The organism is Providencia sp. wls1914, assembly GCF_009706645.1.
Taxonomy (GTDB): Bacteria; Pseudomonadota; Gammaproteobacteria; order Enterobacterales; family Enterobacteriaceae; genus Providencia; species Providencia zhijiangensis.
In genome coordinates this window covers 971,769-992,705 of the sequence record NZ_WLUN01000016.1, presented here as the reverse complement: position 1 = coordinate 992,705, position 20,937 = coordinate 971,769, and the positions used below count along the sequence as shown (strand labels likewise).

7 protein-coding genes are annotated in these 20,937 nt (G+C 39.5%); 3 read left to right on the top strand and 4 right to left on the bottom strand.

All coding sequences use genetic code 11. From position 1 onward, the window contains the following. The first annotated feature begins 19 nt into the window (after positions 1-19). Positions 20-10,243 carry an anthrax toxin-like adenylyl cyclase domain-containing protein gene (locus GKR74_RS15420; protein ID WP_154604237.1) on the top strand — a complete coding sequence of 3,408 codons (10,224 nt, stop codon included), beginning with the start codon at positions 20-22 and terminating at the stop codon, positions 10,241-10,243. Between the two features lie 67 nt (positions 10,244-10,310). Here the strand turns inward: GKR74_RS15420 and GKR74_RS15415 are convergent, their stop codons facing one another. The 4 genes from GKR74_RS15415 to pncB all read right to left on the bottom strand — a co-directional run bounded on the left by GKR74_RS15415 (position 10,311) and on the right by pncB (position 16,350). Further along, positions 10,311-11,501 carry an amino acid aminotransferase gene (locus GKR74_RS15415; protein ID WP_154604236.1) on the bottom strand — a complete coding sequence of 397 codons (1,191 nt, stop codon included), beginning with the start codon at positions 11,499-11,501 and terminating at the stop codon, positions 10,311-10,313. Positions 11,502-11,826: 325 nt separating this feature from the next. After that, positions 11,827-12,945, bottom strand: coding sequence for a porin (locus GKR74_RS15410; protein WP_304654038.1), 1,119 nt, complete (start codon positions 12,943-12,945; stop codon positions 11,827-11,829). A 555-nt stretch (positions 12,946-13,500) separates the two neighbouring features. After that, positions 13,501-14,901 (bottom strand): asparagine--tRNA ligase, encoded by a 1,401-nt coding sequence (gene asnS / locus GKR74_RS15405; RefSeq protein ID WP_036951723.1) that lies wholly within the window; start codon positions 14,899-14,901, stop codon positions 13,501-13,503. 234 nt (positions 14,902-15,135) lie between these two features. Next, positions 15,136-16,350 (bottom strand): nicotinate phosphoribosyltransferase, encoded by a 1,215-nt coding sequence (gene pncB / locus GKR74_RS15400; protein ID WP_154604235.1) that lies wholly within the window; start codon positions 16,348-16,350, stop codon positions 15,136-15,138. A 456-nt stretch (positions 16,351-16,806) separates the two neighbouring features. Here pncB and pepN point away from each other — a divergent pair, with 456 nt between their 5' ends. Further along, the gene (gene pepN / locus GKR74_RS15395) at positions 16,807-19,425 is read left to right on the top strand and encodes an aminopeptidase N (protein WP_154604234.1); all 2,619 of its coding nucleotides are present in this window, start codon (positions 16,807-16,809) and stop codon (positions 19,423-19,425) included. Positions 19,426-19,730: 305 nt separating this feature from the next. Further along, positions 19,731-20,741 (top strand): quinone-dependent dihydroorotate dehydrogenase, encoded by a 1,011-nt coding sequence (gene pyrD, locus GKR74_RS15390; protein WP_154604233.1) that lies wholly within the window; start codon positions 19,731-19,733, stop codon positions 20,739-20,741. The last annotated feature ends 196 nt before the right edge of the window (positions 20,742-20,937 follow it).

Genomic DNA, 20,937 nt, shown 5'->3' with positions numbered 1-20,937 from the left:
TATTTCAATAAGGTTAATCATGAAAAAAAATCTCCTTTCGGTTAAATTTATTCAAAAAAATTTTATAGAACATATAAAAGATAATAGAGGTATATGGTCAAAATTCATTTCTAAAAGAAATGATTTAAAAGATTTAAATAAAATGACTACGGTAAATGGAATTAATTATGCTAATTCAGGGGGGTATTGTTATGGGTTTTCTTATGCTTTTCTTACTTATAGTACGATAGATGAAAGCGAACGATATTTTCATCAAATGAATGATTTGTTATCTGTTATCAATAGTGGTTATGAAGGTGAAAATCCGATAAGTAAGGTGAAAAATAAAGCCTTAAAGATGCACTCAATATTATTATTTAACGAATTAATGAGGGATGTCATCTTGACACAAGGTATTGAGATGAACTCAGGAATCGAGGGGGATTTATTGAGTAAAGAATTTTATTATCCTATCGAGAGAGAGTCGTTTTTAGATTACATGAGTAAATCGATAGGAAAAAATAAAATAGCGTATGGAGTTTTTTATCATAAAAATGAAGTCGCTAAAAAGTATATTAATTATATGTATGAGCTGCAAAAAATAAAAATTAATGATTTCTATAATGCACTTAATAAAGAACCTGTATTTTTTGAGAGCGGTAAAGGCGCAGAGCTATTGTCAGATCCTTGGTTTATGTCATTTTATAGAAAATTTCATAGTAAAAAAGATGTGGTAGTAAATGACTTTACACTTGATGATGCCAATTTTTTTAGAGAAATGGTGTCTAAGAGTATTCAGTGGGAGAACTATCATCAACAAGAACGATTCAATTCAAATAATGGGATAAAGCTTAATAGTTATCATCATAGTTACTTTGATAGATCTAAAGCTAGAACAGAAATAACCGTCACTAAATTCATAGATAAAATAAAAAATCATACTAAGATGAGTAGAGAACAACTATTATTTGAGTTCTCTAGCCCTAATCACACAATGGCAATATCCATTAAATATAATAAGAAAACTCGGTCATGGGATTATATGTTCTTCGATCCTAATATAGGGATAATAAAAAATTATAACCAGAAAAATTTTGGCGAATTTCTTCATCAATATGTTAGTGAAAGAGCAAGATTTTACTTATTTAAAAGTAAAGGTGATGATTTTTTGATTGAATTTAGCCAGTTTGATAATATGGAATCTATAAAAACCCCCTTAAAAGGAATTAACATTAATGACCTTCATATGACGGAAACTTTACTCCTCACTGAGAATGGGGAGACGATTTATTTGGATGAAAATAGAGAGAATAAATTAAAATATAAAAAACTATTTTTTGATATTGAATTTGTTAAGGTTAAACTAAATCTAAAAAATAAATCAAAATATATTTATACCGATATACTTGATGTGACAGAGTTAACTTCAATTATCAATACAAATTTGGATTCACTATCAGCATTATCGGGGGATATCGTGATTTCACAAAGTGGTAGTAAAGTTTACTCTGTCGGTGAAAATTTTGATGTAAATAGGTTAAACAGTATTTCACAAAAAGAAAATTATGTAGATTTAGTTAATAAAGACTATGACAGTGTTAATTTACATTTAAAGCCACTTGCAGATACGAAACCTTCGATTATTTCTGGTATTCCCGTATCTCATCAACACTTTATTAATCAAGTTGCGAATGACGAAAATATTATTATTGGTATTCGTCCTGTCGATCTTAAATCAACAAATTTAATTGAATCAGGAAATTACAGTAGCAAAGGTTTAGCTATCAAAGGAAAAAGTTCTGATTGGGGACCTCATTCAGGGTTTATTCCCATCTCTCAACAGTTTGCTAAGAAATCAGCGAGGGAGGATGTTGATAAATACAATCAATATATTCAAAAATCACTTAATAAGGGTGATGCAATTTCGGTTGTTCTTGAAATTTCCTCCGATCGAGTGAATGAGCTTTTACAGCATAATGCTATCTCTCTTTCCAGAGAAACCAGCGAATCTGGATACAGTAAAGTCGTCTCCTTACTTGATGGAGAGGAGGTTGTTTTTTATCTGAAAAAATCGGCTTTCGGTGATAAGGATACTTGGCGAGTTTATCATCAAGAAGAGGGGGAAATTAAACCATTCTATGTTGTTGGTGATCCGAAAACCGGAAAAGCGATGACGGCTGATTATGATCTTTTTAGTATTATTTTTCCAATATCAGAACTAGAGCATTATGCCAAAGTGACGGAAATGCCAAGCTGGGCAGAATGGAAAAACAGCGTTAATTATGATGAGCTAACGGTACATCAGAAAGCGTTATACGCAAATGAAGTGGAATATAATAAGCATGAGGGCCGAGATAATGGCATCACAAATAGCAAAATTAAAGAAATAAAAAATAAGCTAAATCGAAAGCTTGGTCGTACAGATGGAATGGAGTTAATTCATCATGGTGCAGATGATGCAAACCCTGCAAGTGTGATGCAAGATAACTTTCCTATTACTTTTTTCCTTCCTGAAAAATTAAAAGGTAGAAACGTATTAACAGGGACATCAGAATCTATTTCTACTTATTTTCAGATGAATGAGCAAGGCGCTATTATCATCAATAATGCAGAGCAACTATCTAATTTTCAACAACTGTTAATCAATCAAGGTTATCGAGTACCTTTAAATAAAAAATGGAGTGAAGGTGATAATGGGCAGTATTTTGATCCTAAAAGAAAAATATCAGAAAGTTTTATTGAGGGGCGCATTGAGATTGCGAGAAAGAAAAGCCTGAATGATAGTTTTGAGGATGGAGGCGTTCGAAAAAGTGACCGCAATTATGATAACGCAATGGAAAATATTCTCGGTAAACCCATCGCTCAACTAGATGAGGGATTCGATGATATCTATTTTGCTGAACTAAAACAGCATAGTGCGTCTTTATTGGCAGGGGAGTCATCTCTAGCCACTGACTCAATTGATACATGGTTAGACCCAATGTTGAAATATCGTCTTACTAGAGCTCAAGATGCTGAAACAACAAGAACCATAAAGCCAACAGAATACAGCTATAATGTGATTATTCAGCTTGAGGGGGATGATGCGTCAACAAATGCAGTAGCAAATGCATTTTCGAAACACCCAGATGACTCGATGGTTATTCAATTCAATTTGAAAACGAAACAATACAAGATTTTGCACGGTGATGTTTCCAAATTAGATTCTGGGAAAGTGAGATGGATAACGGTGGGTCATGGCGATTATTTTGGGAGTAACCAGCCAACATTATATGCCAAAGTGAATGCGAGGCAGTTTTCTGATTCGATTCATTACTTACAAAAGAAAGTGCTCAATAATACTAAGCCATCCAAACTGGTATTAATGGGGTGTAATTTAGGGCGTGGTGGAATTAATGAAAATTTCGCATTAAGCGCAGCCTCAGCATTATCTGAACATAATTTGAATATGCCAATTACCGCCTATAATCGACTACTTAAAAACATCTATTTAGGAAATAAGTTTGTTAAAGTTGATGGGGATAGTAATGATTCTGTCAGCACGAAAGGGTATAAATTTGTTTATCAATTTAATGTTGATACCCAGCAAGTCAGAATAAATAAGAACTCATCAACTTTATATTTCATCAATGAATTACGTCGTGGCGAAATTACATTATCACAATTGAATAATAATCTTGATCTTGACCCGCTAGGTGCATTTAGAGATGCGGATACACGACAGCTTGATTTTGATTTGATTAAGAAAGTGGCATATAACCCAAAGGCCTATGCGTTATTCGTCAGCGAATTGAAACAGTATCAAGGTGTTTTACCTGACAGCTTCCATCGTCATTTTTCTAAGCGACTCAATGAACTAGGGATGAAATCTATTCCAATATGGAAAATGGTGAATAGCGTCAATATACAGCAGGCGTCAGCAGCCCACACTACGCCGGATGATAATTCAATATCTGTTGTTATTCGTCTGGTGGGTACTCCTAAAGCGCGGCAAATGGCAGAACAAATCGCCGCAAATAATGCAAAAAATACCATTATTTTTCAGATGGATGTCGATAATAAAAAGTGGACTATTGAATATGGTGAGTCAGAGATACCTTCGTTAATTGAAAGCCAAAAGCCCGTAAAATGGACGGTTATAGGTGATGCTGAGGTTATTAGAAAGCCAACACAAAATTTATTAGCAGGGTTGGTTGCGGTAAAACAAAAATACCCAGTGATGTCACCGGAAAGTATTTTCTTCCATTCTATTGGTCCTCACATGCTCACAACAAGTGCTGAACACCATCAGTTTGCAGCAGATTTATCTGCTCATTTAAAGCAGCATGGCGTGAATGCTTCGGTCATAACCCAGTTTACCCGCGAAACCGTTGTCCCCACTAATAATCAGCCCTTTATCAATTCGGATAGCTCAATGCTTAGCCAAACGAACCATCAAAAGGTGCAATCTTTACTCGAGCGCATTGCGTTAAAAGAAATTGATGTGAATAGAATTCAACTCACTGAGCATCCTTATATGGCGGTGTATTTTGGGAACGAGGCTGGAGGGATAGATGCCAATAAAATTAAAATTGCGATTAATGATCCATTACTCAATGTGCAGATAAATCGTTATCTTTCCCATGAATTAACAGAGAACAAAGTGGATTTTGATGCGTTATTTTATTGGCCTACGGTCACGACATTGCAGAGGCAAGCCGCTGAACTAAGAATCATTTTGCAAGGTTTACGTCATGATCCAACCATGATTAATCATCTCAGCGAGCGCTCTCTTGTGCAATTGAAAGCGTTGTATCCATCAATATATGGACCTAATCGTAGTGAAATAATGGCATTAGTGACAAACACCAATGCCTACACACGGCTTAATGATGAACTATTAGCGCTCAGTAATCTTCAGGTTGATAACCTTGATAAGGGTGGTTTAAAGAATTTATCCCTCGAGCAGGTATTACAACTCTATCGAGATGGTCAACGGCAAAAACATCAACAATTCAGTAAGCTTATTAATCAAAGAAACCTTCATCCGGATGGGGGACAAATTAATCTAATTAATCATGGATGGATAAGATACGGGGATTATTCTTCTGCATTCGATCAAAAGATAGGACTTATTTTAGGCATAGAACACCAGATATTGGGTGTTGAGCACGCTCGAGATTTAGTTGAGCTACAAGCTGAGCTATTACAAAAACAGCATCAAGGAACGCTTTCTAACAAGGAAACGGAAGCATTACATCAGATTCAGAATTATATTGCTGAAGTCGGAGATCGTTACTCAAATAAAGGTATTTCATTAGCAGATCAATCTATTGTAGACACGCTATCAATAAGTAATAACTATTATCATAATGATAGTGATGGGCTGTTGTTTATCGAAGGGAAAAGTACCACGTTTACAATTAGCCAAGTCACAAAAAATGGTATGAAACAGTACAGCCTATTTGACCCTAATGGTTTACAGATCAGCGTGTCACTGAGCGACTCATACGCAGCGAGGAAAAATTTCTTTAAGTTGGTAGGCGATTATTTCAATGAAGATATTATGCTGGCTGACGGTAAGAAAATAACACGTGGGCAGCATGCAGGGTTTAATCAAGATGAGCGAGGCCACTTTAGAGCGGATATAGAGCATGTTGATATTGGTGACAGGAAACTGTTTGGTGATCTATCAGCTCAGAGAAATATCATAGCTCAGCATATTGATACAGCTTTATCATCAAATGGTTGGGTGACGTTCTATGGTGAAAAAATTGCATTAGCAAGGCTACAAAGCTTAGGAGTAACAGTTAATGGTGAACCGATTACTTTAGTACATACTAAACAAACTGGCTGGGAAGCTGATGCTCGGTTTAATGGTAACAAATTATCATTTGAATTGACGACTCTTGAGGGCAGTGAGTCAGACCATTCGTTATTAAAAATAGTTCATCGAGCCAAGCAGGAACATCATCCTCTCATTGATAATGAGATGGATTTTACGACGAGTGGTAGTTACAAAAAACAAATTAAAGTCATTGAGGGTGCACCTGATATTAATAATCCGCAGAGGCTACCTACGCTTATCGTTGATTTAAATAAAGCGGGGCAAAAATTATCCTTATTTCAGCATATCGGATCTCGTGCGGGTCAAGTAATGGGAGCTGCTGGAATGACTCAAGCGTTAATCAGTATCTCCAGCCTATTGAATAAACTCAACAACCCTGATTTAACGGCAGAAGAGTATGCTGAATTAGAAAAACAGCTTTATATCACCTGTGGCTCCGCATTTTTCAATTATGGCGATATGATTTTACAGCCTATTTTACTAAAAATAGCGGGCAATAATGGTGCTTCCTCATTAACTAGAAGTCGAATTGCTTCAGGGGTCGTGGTTGTATTCAACCTAGTTGGTATGGGGATTGATGCTTATCAAGCATATGATAACTTGTCCAAACTCGAGAGTGTGACCGATCCAAAGCAGCGCCAAGATTTGATTGTGAATGCCTCTTTCTCTATTGCGAGTTTTGTTATCAATGGGGTGACTGTTGTTGGTGTGCTGGTCTCTTCATCGACGATTCCTGTTGTTGGTTTGGTGGTTGGTGGGCTTTTAATTGTAGGCGGTTGGATTTATAACGGGCGCCGTGCGGTTGAAAATATTAAGGCAGAAATTGATATTAGTTGGGACCGAGAGTTGGAAGAGGGGATTCGAGGGGCATTTGGTTTAGACCCGACTCAGCGAACTCAGCAAGAAATCATTATTAAGCGATACATTGATTCATTTAAGCATGCTGACTGGGAGATGGATCTAAATCATTTTGAGCAATCATTACAGCCAGCAGGTTTTGATCATCATCTTAGTGTTATTGACAAGCCTACTTATGAAAAAATGGATCGTTATTATTTAGTGGATAATGAGGGTAATTATTTCGGAGGAAAACGAGGTTATATAAAAATCGATTTATTTACTAGGAAAGCACACTATACCAAACGAGGGGCTCCATCATATACATTACAAGATGCTAACTTATTATTGAATTCCTATGTATTAACTTATGATGGAATGGCAAGGCGTAAAATAGGGCGTGGACATATTCCTTTGTTTAAAAAGGAACTAAAAGAAACCTTTGAGTTAAAACGTACTGGTAGCGAATCTTCTGATGAGCGATATTCGTTCAATCCCAACTACTCAGATCCATTATTGGCACAATTTAAAAATAGACATCAAATTCAAGATTCAGACCTAATGTTGCCAATAGAAGCGCAATTAGGGACTTCTCATCCTGAACAATTAAGTTTTTTCTCTAAAAAAACTAAATTTGGGCCTTTAGGGCAATCGATCATTTCGGGTAATTATCAGCGCTACAGTGAACACTTAGTGGATGATAAACAAAAAATCAGCTGGTATTTGAATGATAGGGAAAGTCGCGGGAGTAGTTTTAATAGTGCCACAGGAAATGACCTTATTATTGGTTTCCAAAATCGTAAAAATGCATTTCTGATTTTATCAGGAGAAAAATATTTTGCGGGTGGTGATCGCGATGATTATTTTTATTTGAAGGATAACAGTCTTGTATCTTTGCGGTCTCGAGGAAATGAACCCACAAAGCTTTTAGATGGGCTACAAGGTAATGATACGTTAATTATTGATAACGTGCCGGATGAGTATCGTGCCAAGGTTAATTTAAATGAAAGCCGGGTGAGTTATCAACGAGAGGATCACCAAGATATTATTCATGTTGCTCACTTAAAAAGTATTGAGCATGTCGTGGTTCGTGGTAAGACGAATGATGAGATACACGGTGATGAAAACCATAATATTTTGGATGGTGGATTAGGTACAGATACTCTCTATGGTTATGACGGCGATGATAAACTCATTTTAACTCAAGGTTACGCCAATGGTGGGAATGGTAGCGACAGTTATCGAATTAGGCGTTTTGCCTGGTTTCAGCATATTGATGATTTAAATTATAAAAAACATCGCTTTAACTATGAAACAAAAGCCATTGATAAGCGGGATGAGGTAAGACCTAAGTATTTAAAAAATGAGAAACATTTTAACGCGGTGATCACAATTGATGAAACGACGGATTCATCCAGTATTGTGAGTTTAGATTATGCACTAAAAGAGATACATGATGTATATGTTGAAGGAAATCATTTATATATAAAGATCCAATTACCAGCAGAAACGATAGATGGGCATGTTTTCTCGAATATTCACAGTCAGGTGACGCTGGAATTAAAAAATGTTTACCGCTCAACATCAAAGGGCAGAGAGGCGCGACATAATTATCACTTACGCACACATGATGGGTTTATTCTAACGAGTGAATTGCCTCAATTATCCGTAGACACTTCATCTGTTTATCGCGACAAGCTATTCAATATCCATTATTTACAAGTTAATGACCAACTTCACCGTTCCGATAACAACACTCTTTTGATTGATGAGGTCAAAGGCGAATTAGTTATTGATGGAAAGCATACCTATGTTTCCTCTACATGGGGAACGTTATTACCCTTGGGTGCGGCAAAAAATTTAACTTATAGGGGTAATGAAAAAAATAACATTGTTTCTCATGTTAAGTCGGGTAGCCAAATAAAAGTGAGTCTGGGGCAAGATGCCTATCAAATTAGCCAATTAGACTACGAGCATGGGGATATTATTTTTGATTTCTCAGAAGTTAATCATCAATACACCGATCAGGATAAAGTTATTTTATTGTTGCCGGTTGTGAATGGCTATCAATTAAAAATGGAAGGCTCTCGGTTGGTATTAAAAGATAGATTTTTGCAGACACAACTGGCTATTCAATTTAAGCAGTTTAATGAAAAAACAAGCAATGCAGTTTTAATACAAGATAAACATGGTCATTTATTTACTGTTAATTTAAATGATGGGCAGGGAACCATTACACCATTAATAACGGTAGCTGAATCCACTGACGACAATGACAAAATTATTGTCCCTCATGATTATATTTCTGAACAAAGAGTGATAGACGGTCAGGATGGGGATGATGTGATTATTGACAATAGTGCAATGAGCCATGTCCTGCTGGGTGGTGATGGCGATGATACCCTCAGAGCAGAAAACGGGCACAATGTTCTCTATGGTGGTGCAGGCGTTGATTTCTTGACCGGAGGGACGGGACAAGACTTATTGCTATCGGATCACGGAACGGATGTCTTGATGGGGGGAGCGGGTGATGACCATTATCTTATTGATGGAAACAAAAGCGGCGTCACTTACATCGATGATACTCAGGGGAATAATCAACTATTTTTGCTTAATTTTGATGCTCATTTTCTCACTGAAACTGATGCTGATGGACATACTTATCATATTTATTTTTCGAGTCATGAACATTTTGTACAGATTAAGCAACCTAAAGAGGGCAGTGATGGCTCGGTGAAAGTTCATTTACTCGATGAACCTCCGGAAGCCTTTCAAGCTGCACTCAATAATGGATTTGAGTCATTGGCACAACATTTCGCTAATAAACTCACGACGGCACAAAAATTAGGCCTAGTAGAGGATTGGAAGCCAGCTAATGAGTTATATGTTTTACAGAAAAATATTCCTAAGCCTATTCAGCTAACATCACGTGTCGATATCTTGCATCTCACAAATGAGACTCCTAGAGGCCAATGGTTTATTGATGCGCTAGCGGATAATGATCTCATTAGTGATCAAAGTAAACAGGGCCGTATTGTCAAAGGTGGCGATGGAAATGACGTGCTGCTGATGGTAGGAGGGGAAAATGTTTTGTGGGGTGGTGAGGGTAATGACATTTTGCAAGGAGGAGAAGGGCAAGATGTTCTGATTTCAACTCGGGGCGACGATAGGCTTATGGGGGGAATGGGAAACGATCTTTATATTATTAATGGTAATACACAAGGCAGTGTGACAATTGAGGATTACCATGGGGTGAATCAGGTGGTGTTGATTAATTTCAAACAGACGCCGAAGTTTACTAAAGTATCCGATGATATTTCTAAAATGATTTTTGAATCAGAAAATGGACGTAAGGTTTCTATTCTATTCAAAGAAAATCCAATGAATGTTACCAGTATGTTGGATGTGAAACATATTGATAATCACGCGGCTTTTTCTGCTCAAGAGATGGATAACACCTTTGATCTTTTAGTTCAACGACTCGTTGAACAGCGTGTCGAGTATGAACACAATTTTGATTTAGCCGCTTCGCCGGCTCATAGGCAAAATCGTTGGGATGCTGTTTTACATACTCAGCAATTTTTAAATAATTTCTATTAGGTTCGAATATAAAAAAACACCCCGGATTGGGGTGTTTTTCAATGTATATAACTCTAAAAGTGAAATTTTACAGCACTTTTACGATAGCATCACACAGAGGAACCATGTTTTCCAGTGTTAAGCCAGCTACGTTGATACGTCCAGAACTCACTGCATAGATACCAAATTCGCTACGTAGACGCTCTACCTGCTCTTTAGTCAGTCCACTGAAGGAGAACATACCATTTTGGTTGATGATGAAGCTAAAGTCTTGTTTAGCGCCTTTCTCTTCCAATGTTTTAACCAGCAACTGACGCATGCGTTTGATACGCTCGCGCATTGAAGTCAGTTCTTGGATCCACTCAGCTTTTAATGTTTCATCAGACAGGATAGTGGTAACAACCGCCGCACCGTGTGCTGGTGGGTTAGAGTAGTTCGCACGGATAACGGCTTTTGCTTGGCTAAATGCGCGCTCAGCGTTATCGCTATCTTTTGCGATGATGGTGCATGCACCCACACGCTCATTGTACAGACCGAAGTTTTTCGAGAATGAGCTTGCCACAATCATTTCTGGGTTATTTTTGGTAAAAATGCGTAAGCCTTCCGCATCTTCATCTAAACCTTTCGCAAAACCTTGGTAAGCGAAGTCGAATACAGGTAATAACCCTTTTTCAGCACACAGAGCAGCCAGTTGAGTCCATTGCTCTGGCGTTGGGTCAATACCAGTTGGGTTATGGCAGCAGCCATGAAGAACAATCACATCACCAGCAACCGCAGATGACAGGCTGTTCAGCATGCCAGTAAAGTCCATACCGTGGTTAGCTGCATCGTAGTAATTGTAAGTCAGCACTTCTAAGCCAGCTGCTTCGAAAATATTCTTATGGTTAGGCCACGTTGGGTTGCTGATCCAAACACGCTTTGCGTTAGTTTGTTTAGCAATGAAATCGGCTGCGATACGCAGGGCTCCTGTGCCACCTGGCGCTTGCGCCGTACGAGCACGTTGTGAGCTGATGATTTCATGGTTAGCACCAAACAGCAGCGCTTGAGTGACACGACCAAACTCCGGCATTCCGCTAATCGCGAGGTAGTTTTTGGTATTCTCGTTTTCTAGCAGGAATTTCTCTGCTTTTTTGACGGTGTCTAGAACAGGGGTTTTACCTGATTCGTCTTTGTAGACACCGATACCGAGGTTAATTTTGTTATCGCGAGGATCAGCACGGAAACTATCAGCAAGACCGAGGATAGGGTCAGCTGGGGCAGAAATGATTTTCTCAAACATATTGTCGATTCCAAAACTCTGTGGTTTAGCTGAAAAGAGGTATAACGGAAAATGTCGAGCCATCAGAGTAACTTGGAAGAGGGTTTTTGCCAATTGTTTTACTAAAAATTGGTGTGATCTTGTGAGCTAGATAGCCATTACATCAAATTTAACCAAAAATTGAGTATAGACCAGTGAGTTAATCTAATTAGTGGGATTATTAACAAATAAGACGGTTAGCAGGTTCGATGATGGGGGAATAAAATGCGAGCAATAAAAAAGCAGCGCCGGAGCGCTGCTTTCAAAAACATGATTTACTGTTTTCAGATTATCAGTTAACTGATAATTAGAATTGGTAAACTAAGCCCAGACCAACTACGTTGTCAGTGCTGATACCAGCTTTCTTAGTAAATTCATCTTCATCTAACAGGTTGATTTTGTAATCAACAACTGCAGACATGTTTTTGTTGAAGTAGTAGTAAGAACCTACAGAGATGTATTTAACTAAATCGTGGTTATCTGCACCATACATGTTCAGGTTTTTACCTTTGGATTGGTTATAACCTAAAGATGGCTTCAGACCGAAGTCGAACAGGTATTGAGCCACTAATTCAACGTTTTGAGTTTTGTTAGCGATGGTATCAGTGCTGCCATAGCGAGTAGTGTTCAGTGTTTCACCGTACATTGCTGCTAAGTAAACATTGTTAGCGTCGAATTTACCACCAACGTTCCATGCTTGAGCACGTTCGCCAGTTGCACCACTTGTAGTAGTGTTTTGGTTTGGTGTGCGGGAAGAGTTAGAGTAACCACCACCCAGAGTCACGCCCCAACCTAAGTCATACGCAGTAGAGAAACCGTAACCGTCGCCGTTATTTTCGTAAACGTTTTTAGTTCCTGATTTGTTTTGGTCGCCGTTTTTACCTTGGTATTGCAGCGCGAAGCTCAGACCATCAACATAACCGAACATGTTATTGTTACGGTAAGTTGCTAAGTTACGGTTACGTGAAGTCATGAACGTGTCAGCTTGAGCCATGGTGTCGCCGCCCCATAATGGGAAAACGTCGGTCCATGCGTTCGTGTCATAGATAACACCGTAGTTACGGCCGTAGTCGAAAGAACCGAAATCTTTGAATTTCAGACCAGCGTAAGCTAAACGGTTTTTGTTTTCTGGGTTTGCTTCACCTTTGTTGGTCTTAGTTTCCCACTCGAAACGACCAAAACCAGTCAGCTGATCAGTGATTTGAGTATCACCTTTGATACCTAAACGAACGCGTGAATCGTCACCGTCTTGGCTTTTAGCGTTGCTACCTTCGCTAACACGAGCATCAGCAAAGTAGTGACGAACGTCAACTTTACCGTACAGGTCTAATTTGTTGCCGTCTTTGTTGTAGATTTCAGCTGCGTTTGCTGCACCAGCAGCTAACAGAGCTGGGATAACCATTGCAAGAATATTGCGTTTCATCATTATTATTACCCTCATTGGTGTTATTCGGACACCTGCCACTGCCAAAAATAATCCATAAATTTCTTTTGAACTATTTATGAGAGATTAGTGTCGTCTTTAGTCGGCGTCCAGTGTTCCATTGGTAGATAAATTTATCTACCCCCAAAATGCTACAAAAACGAAGATTCTGAAACAAATGGTAACAAGGTGTTTCTAAATGTAAAAAATAGAGTAAAAAATAACCACTCATCCTACCAGTTTAAAAAATTTTACAAAAAAGAGGGAACTTTTTTGAAAGACAAATTGAACTTTTTTCGAGCGATATCATTCATTGATGAGGGAAAAGTGTACTGACAAATAAGAATGGCAACACGCTTAAAGCAGATTATTCTTAGTCGGAATAGGAATCGTTAATAAAAAAGCAAAAAATAGGGCAATAACAGGAAAACTGTGACAGTGCTCTCAAAATATTCAGTCAGGGCTAATAGTTAGTAATAAACAGTAGAGATAAAAATATCGGGCCACTTAGTGACCCGATATGAAAAACCATTTAAGCCATATGATGGGCAATTGGCATTAGAATGCCGCGTTTCTTGGGGTACGTGGGAATGGGATCACTTCACGTACGTTGCTGACGCCAGTGACGTAAGCAATTAAACGCTCAAAACCAAGACCGAAACCGGAGTGTGGCACGGTGCCGTAACGGCGCAGATCACGATACCACCAGTAATCTTCTTTATTCATGCCCATTTCTTCTAAACGTGCATCCAGTCTATCTAAACGTTCTTCACGCTGAGAACCACCGATGATTTCGCCAATACCAGGGGCTAAGACGTCCATCGCGGCAACGGTTTTACCGTCTTCATTAAGGCGCATATAGAAAGCTTTAATATCTTTCGGGTAGTTTTTAACCACCACTGGCGCTTTAAAGTGTTGCTCAGCTAAGTAACGCTCATGCTCAGAAGACATATCGACCCCCCAGTAAACTGGGTTTTCGAATTTCTGACCGCAGGTTTCGAGGATTTTGATTGCATCTGTATAGTCAACTTGTGCAAAATCAGAATTCACAAAACGTTCCAGACGGTTAATCACGTCTTTATCAACACGCTCAGCAAAGAATTCAAGGTCATCACGACGCTCTGTTAATGCTGCTTTGAATGCATATTTCAGCATTTTTTCAGCCAGACCGGCGATGTCATCTAAGTTAGCAAATGCCACTTCAGGCTCTAACATCCAGAATTCAGCTAAGTGGCGGCTGGTGTTGGAGTTTTCAGCACGGAAAGTTGGGCCAAAGGTGTAGATTTTGCTTAATGCAGTGGCATAAGCTTCACCGTTCAACTGACCAGAAACTGTTAAGAAGGCTTCGCGACCGAAAAAATCTTCGCTGAAATCCACTTCGCCTTTGTCATTACGCGGCAAGTTGTTGTAGTCCAGTGTAGAAACACGGAACATTTCACCCGCACCTTCAGTATCTGATGCTGTGATGAGTGGGGTAGATACCCAAAAGAAACCTTGCTCATCAAAGAAACGATGCAGAGCTTGTGCTAATGTGTGGCGAACACGTGCAACAGCACCGATTAAGTTAGTGCGTGGGCGCAAGTGAGCGGCTTCACGTAAAAACTCAACGCTGTGGCGTTTGGCTGCCATTGGGTAAGTGTCAGGATCTTCAACCCAACCAACGACTTTCACGGACGTTGCTTGCAATTCAAAAGATTGACCTTGACCTTGAGATTCGGTCACGACACCGGTGACTTCCACAGAGCAGCCTGTGGTTAAATGCAGGACTTCGTCATTATAATTAGATAAATTATTATTGATGATAGCCTGTAATGGGTTAAAGCATGAACCGTCATAAACGGCGAGGAAAGAAAAACCAGCTTTTGAATCTCTCCTTGTACGTACCCAGCCTTGAACGGTGACTTCAGAGCCCACCGCCACACGGCCTTGCAGTACATCGACTACAGGCGCAACGATCATAAAAATTACTCTCTTTTAAATAATATTAACGATATGAGATGACGGGTATGCGTTATTGGGGTTGACTGCTTAAGGGTTTACGAAGAAACACTATATAAGAAGAAAACTCACGATAAGAAAAAGCGATAACCCGACATCTTTTCCGAAATCCCATATTTCAGGGGTAATCTGCTATGTTACTTGCCATTTGGCAGGAAACAAGTAAAAAATCGCTATCGGGTTATTAATTTGTTTTTAGCAGGCTTTTTCCATTTTAGGAAGGTCAAAGGCTTTGCGTAGCTGATTCACAAATTCATCATCTTCACAGATGGTTTTTCCGGGGCTATCGGATAATTTAGCAACGGGTTTGCCATTACATTCTACCAGCTTGATCACAATATTCATCGGAACCACATTCGGAATGTTGCAAGTGAGCCTTGTGCCAATGCCAAACACTAAATTGATCCGTTTATGGAAATAGTGGTATAGCTCTAAGGCTTTTTGCAGGTCTAAATTATCGGAGAACACCAATGTTTTACTCAGTGGGTCAATACCCAATTTCTGATAATGGGCAATGGCTTTTTCACCCCATTCAATAGGATCCCCAGAATCGTGGCGTAAGCCTTGGTAACGATTAGCAAACTCGCGGTCAAAATCACGTAAGAAAGCATCCATCGTAATACAGTCGGTGAGGGCGATACCTAGATGATTTGGGTATTCATCTAGCCAGCTTTGTAGGGCTTCACGTTGGCTATTGGCGAGTTCAGGGCTTATCTGTTGATGAGCTTGGAACCACTCATGTGCTTGAGTACCGACAGGCATTAAGCCCAATTCGCGAGCCAATTTGTAGTTACTGGTTCCCACTAAATAAGGGAATTCTTGCTTGAGCATGCCCACAATAGCCGCTTGCACTTCATAGGAAAAACGGCGGCGAGTACCGAAATCCATCAATTTAAAACCGGATAGATTCAATTGGCGTTCGCTGGCTTCTTGATAAAACAGTCCCAGTAACTTGTGCAGTTGGTTAACGGCATCATCAGCGGTAATGGTAGGGTGTCTGTCACGTTGAACAATTTCACTCACTAACGCTAACAGTGGCACTTCCCACATAATCACTTCGCGCCATGGACCACTGATGCGCATGGCCAGTTGGCCATTATCAGCGATGCTGACAACAACTTGCTTAGGATTAAAGCGGAATGTTTTCAGCCACGAAAGGTAATCTTCGGTGAAAAAGGGCAGAGTACGTAGGTACTGATATTCATCATCCGAAAGAGAAAGCTGTGCCATCAATTGGATCTGTTGTTCAATCTCATTGGCATAGGCACCTAAAATATCACTGCTACGGCAACGAAATTCAGCGACAACGGGAACTTGGTTGTAGCGGTGAAAAACGGCTTGCTGCATATGAAGCTTATAAGCATCGGTATCCAGCAGTGATGTAATAATCGGTGTTACGTCTAAATTCATGCGCGCAGAGTTCCTCGCGGAGCTGACTAATTGCTAAATCGTTAAAGTTGAAAAAGTATACCCGCTTTAACAAAAGATAGAAGTTTTATTCTATCTGTATGTTGTTGGAAGATAATTCAACTTTAATCCACCCAATTAACTGTTGAGTTAAACGCGTTCAACGTGGTCATTATTCTAAACGAATCTTCATTTACTGTTCGATAACATACTCAGAACAATAATCACCGAATGATACTAACATGTAAATTTAGATTTAATAGATCTATAGCACCAACAGGCAAACCGCTCGCCCACAAAGTTGGATACTACTCTCATAAATTTGATGGGGAATAATAGAAAAACATCGCAATTTGTGATGAAAATGTTTCTCAAGTCGATTCACATTAGTTCATCTTATAGTATTGTATACAGTAGAAAGAGACTATGACACGGATATAACGAATAAAAAGGTTACCTATGACTCAGTTAAGACAAGCGAAATATCGTCAAGATTATCAAGCACCTGATTATACAATTACAGAAATATCCCTTGATTTTGACCTTGATCCCGCCAAAACCAAAGTGACCGCTATCAGTAAGGTAAAACGCCTTAATCCGCAATCTTCTACCTTAGAATTATTTGGTGAAGATTTAACTCTTATTAGCCTTGAAGTCGATGGTAAAGCGTGGACAAACTATAAAGAAGAATCCGGCAAGCTTATCATTGAATCGCTACCAGATGCGTTTACACTGAGTATTGTTAATGAGATTAGCCCTGAGAAAAACAGTGCATTAGAAGGTTTATATGTTTCTGGCGAAGCTTTGTGTACTCAGTGCGAGGCTGAAGGTTTCCGCCACATTACTTATTACCAAGATCGCCCTGATGTTTTAGCGCGTTACACCACCAAAATTACAGCAGACAAATCCCGCTATCCTTATTTACTTTCTAACGGTAACCGCATCGCGGAAGGTGAACTGGAAGATGGCCGCCATTGGGTAAAATGGGAAGACCCATTCCCGAAACCAAGTTACTTATTTGCATTGGTCGCAGGGGACTTTGATGTTTTACGTGATGAGTTTGTGACTCGTACTGGTCGTAAAGTTGCCTTAGAGCTGTTTGTTGATAAAGGCAACCTAGACCGTGCGCCATGGGCCATGAAATCCCTGCAAAATGCAATGAAATGGGATGAAGAGCGTTTCGGTTTAGAATATGACCTTGATATCTATATGATTGTTGCTGTTGATTTCTTCAACATGGGCGCAATGGAAAATAAAGGCCTGAACGTATTTAACTCGAAGTACGTTTTAGCAAAAAGCGAAACCGCCACCGATAAAGATTATCTGAATATTGAATCTGTGATTGGTCACGAATATTTCCATAACTGGACAGGCAACCGAATTACTTGCCGTGACTGGTTCCAATTAAGTTTAAAAGAAGGGTTGACCGTATTCCGTGATCAGGAATTTAGCTCTGATTTAGGCTCACGTTCAGTTAACCGTATTAATAATGTCAAAGTGATGCGTGCGGCGCAGTTTGCAGAAGATGCAAGCCCGATGGCTCACCCGATCCGACCTGAAAAAGTGATCGAAATGAACAACTTTTATACACTAACAGTGTATGAAAAAGGATCTGAAGTCATCCGCATGATCCACACTTTGCTTGGAGAAGAGATGTTCCAAGCTGGGATCCAGCTGTATGTTCATCGCCATGATGGCAGCGCAGCAACGTGTGATGATTTCGTACAGGCGATGGAAGATGCATCGAATGTGGATTTATCCCTATTCCGTCGCTGGTATAGCCAATCAGGAACGCCAGTGCTGACCGTTCGTGATGAATACTCGCCAGAGAAGCAACAATATACGCTGCATGTTAGCCAAATGACGCCACCAACTGCCGACCAAGCAGAAAAACAGCCTCTGCATATTCCATTGGATATCGAACTGTATGGTGAAGATGGTGCGGTGATCCCGCTTAAACGTGATGGAAGTTTGGTGAACTCAGTCTTAAATGTCACTCAAGCGTCACAAAGTTTTGTATTTGACCATGTGACTTCTCGCCCGGTGCCTTCTTTATTACGTGAATTTTCTGCGCCAGTAAAACTGGATTATCCATATACGGATGCACAACTGGCATTTTTAATGCAGCATGCGAGCAATGAATTTTCTCGCTGGGATGCAGCGCAGCAACTAATTAATAACTATGCCAAAATTAACGTAGAAAAACTGCATAAAGGGGAAGCGCTAGTTTTGCCTGAGCATGTTGTGGATGCATTCCGCGCTGTATTGCTCAGTGACAATATTGACCCTGCATTAGCGGCTTTAATTTTGACTCTGCCTTCAGAAAATGAAATTGCGGAGCTGTTTGCCGTTATTGATCCAGTGGCAATCCATAACGCGATTGATTTTATCCACTCAACGCTAGCGAATGAAATGCACGATGAGTTCTTAACGGTCTATCGCTCGATTAATATTGATGGATATCGTGTTGATCACGGAGATATTGCGCTGCGTTCACTGCGTAATACTTGCTTGCAATATTTAGCGGCAGCGGACGACCGTGAGTTGGCGAATAAGCTGGTAGAAGCGCAATACCGCAGTGCGGATAATATGACGGACTCACTCGCGGCATTAACCGCTGCAAACGAAGCGGGCTTGCCATGTCATGCAACGCTTATGGCAGATTTTGATGATCGCTGGCACCATGATGGCTTGGTGATGGACAAATGGTTTACGCTGCAAGGTACCAATCCAGCTAAAAACACACTGGCAAAAGTCCGTGAATTATTAAATCATCGATCATTTAGCATGACTAACCCGAACCGTGTCCGTGCACTAGTGGGTTCATTTACGGCGGGTAATCCAGTGAACTTCCACGCGGAAGATAGCAGCGGTTATCAATTCCTGTATGAGATCTTAGTGGATCTGAATACCCGTAACCCGCAAGTGGCATCGCGATTAATTGAGCCATTAATCCGTTTTAAACGTTATGATGCGAAGCGCCAAGGTTTAATGCGCGAGGTTCTAGAAAAACTGAAAGGGTTAGAAAATCTCTCTGGGGATCTGTTTGAGAAGATAACCAAAGCGCTAGAAAGTTAATTCTTAGGATAGTAGGCCGTTAATTCTTAGAATAAATGCATGTAAGCCCTTAGATTTTCGAGTCTAAGGGCTTTTTTATGGTAGAAGATCAAAACAATTAGCACTTTTAGTGATATTTTCATGGATTATTACCCCACAGTTGGGGTAGCATATGTGCCGTTTTATCAAGCCAATCTCACTTGTATACTCACAAACCCTATTTGGTAAAACAGGTTTGGGGGTATTTTTGCACGCGCTGAGTTTGAGTGTGTCGTGTAGAGAAATGCATATTCAATCGTACTTAGACAGAAAGTAGGTTAATAGCTATGTTATATCACCTTGCCCGAAAGGCACTGTTTCAGCTCGACCCTGAAAAGGCCCATGAATTAACGTTTCGTCAGCTTCAGCGTTTAAACCACTCTCCTCTCCAATTCCTTCTTCGTCAATCCATTGCAACCAAACCCGTTACCTGTATGGGACTCTCCTTTAAAAATCCATTAGGCTTAGCCGCAGGACTCGACAAAAATGGCGAGTGCATTGATGCGTTTGGTGCAATGGGATTTGGTTTTGTCGAAATTGGAACCGTTACACCACGTCCTCAAGATGGAAATGACAAACCAAGATTATTCAGAGTTGTTGAAGCGGAAGGGATTATTAACCGCATGGGTTTCAACAATAAAGGGGTTGATAACCTGGTTGAGAACGTTAAAAAATCAACTTACGGCGGGATTATCGGGATTAATATTGGTAAAAATAAAGATACGCCCGTTGAGCATGGTAAAGACGATTATTTAATTTGTATGGATAAAGTGTATGCCCACGCAGGGTATATCGCGATTAATATTTCATCACCAAACACCCCTGGATTACGCACATTACAATATGGGGAAGCGCTGGATGATTTATTAAGTGGTATTAAAGAGAAGCAATTAGCACTGCAATCACTCCATCAGAAATATGTTCCTGTTGCGGTTAAAATTGCACCGGATTTAACTGAAGAAGAAATTGTGCAAGTTGCTGACAGTTTAGTGAGACATAATATTGATGGCGTTATTGCGACGAACACCACATTGGATCGCTCTTTAGTTCAAGGTTTAAATTACTGTAATGAAGCGGGTGGTTTAAGTGGTCGTCCGGTACAATTAAAAAGCACCCAAGTCATTAAACTTATTTCCCGTGAATTAAATGGAAAGTTACCAATTATTGGTGTTGGCGGTATTGATTCATTAACTGCAGCCAGAGAAAAAATGGAAGCAGGGGCATCATTAGTCCAAATTTATTCTGGTTTTATTTACCACGGACCAAAGTTAATAAAGGATATTGTTAATCACATCTAAAAAAATGGTGATTAATTATACAAGGGGGTTTATTTATTCCCCCTTTTATCCTATATTAAGATTGAACATAAATTATATCCATTAAATGACAAGTTATACGTGTAGTTGTGCGACATATAGTTCACGCTCATCTGATTAATTCGTTATTAAAAAGTCGACATTGATGTTTGCTTATATTGATCAGTCTGTCGTGTAT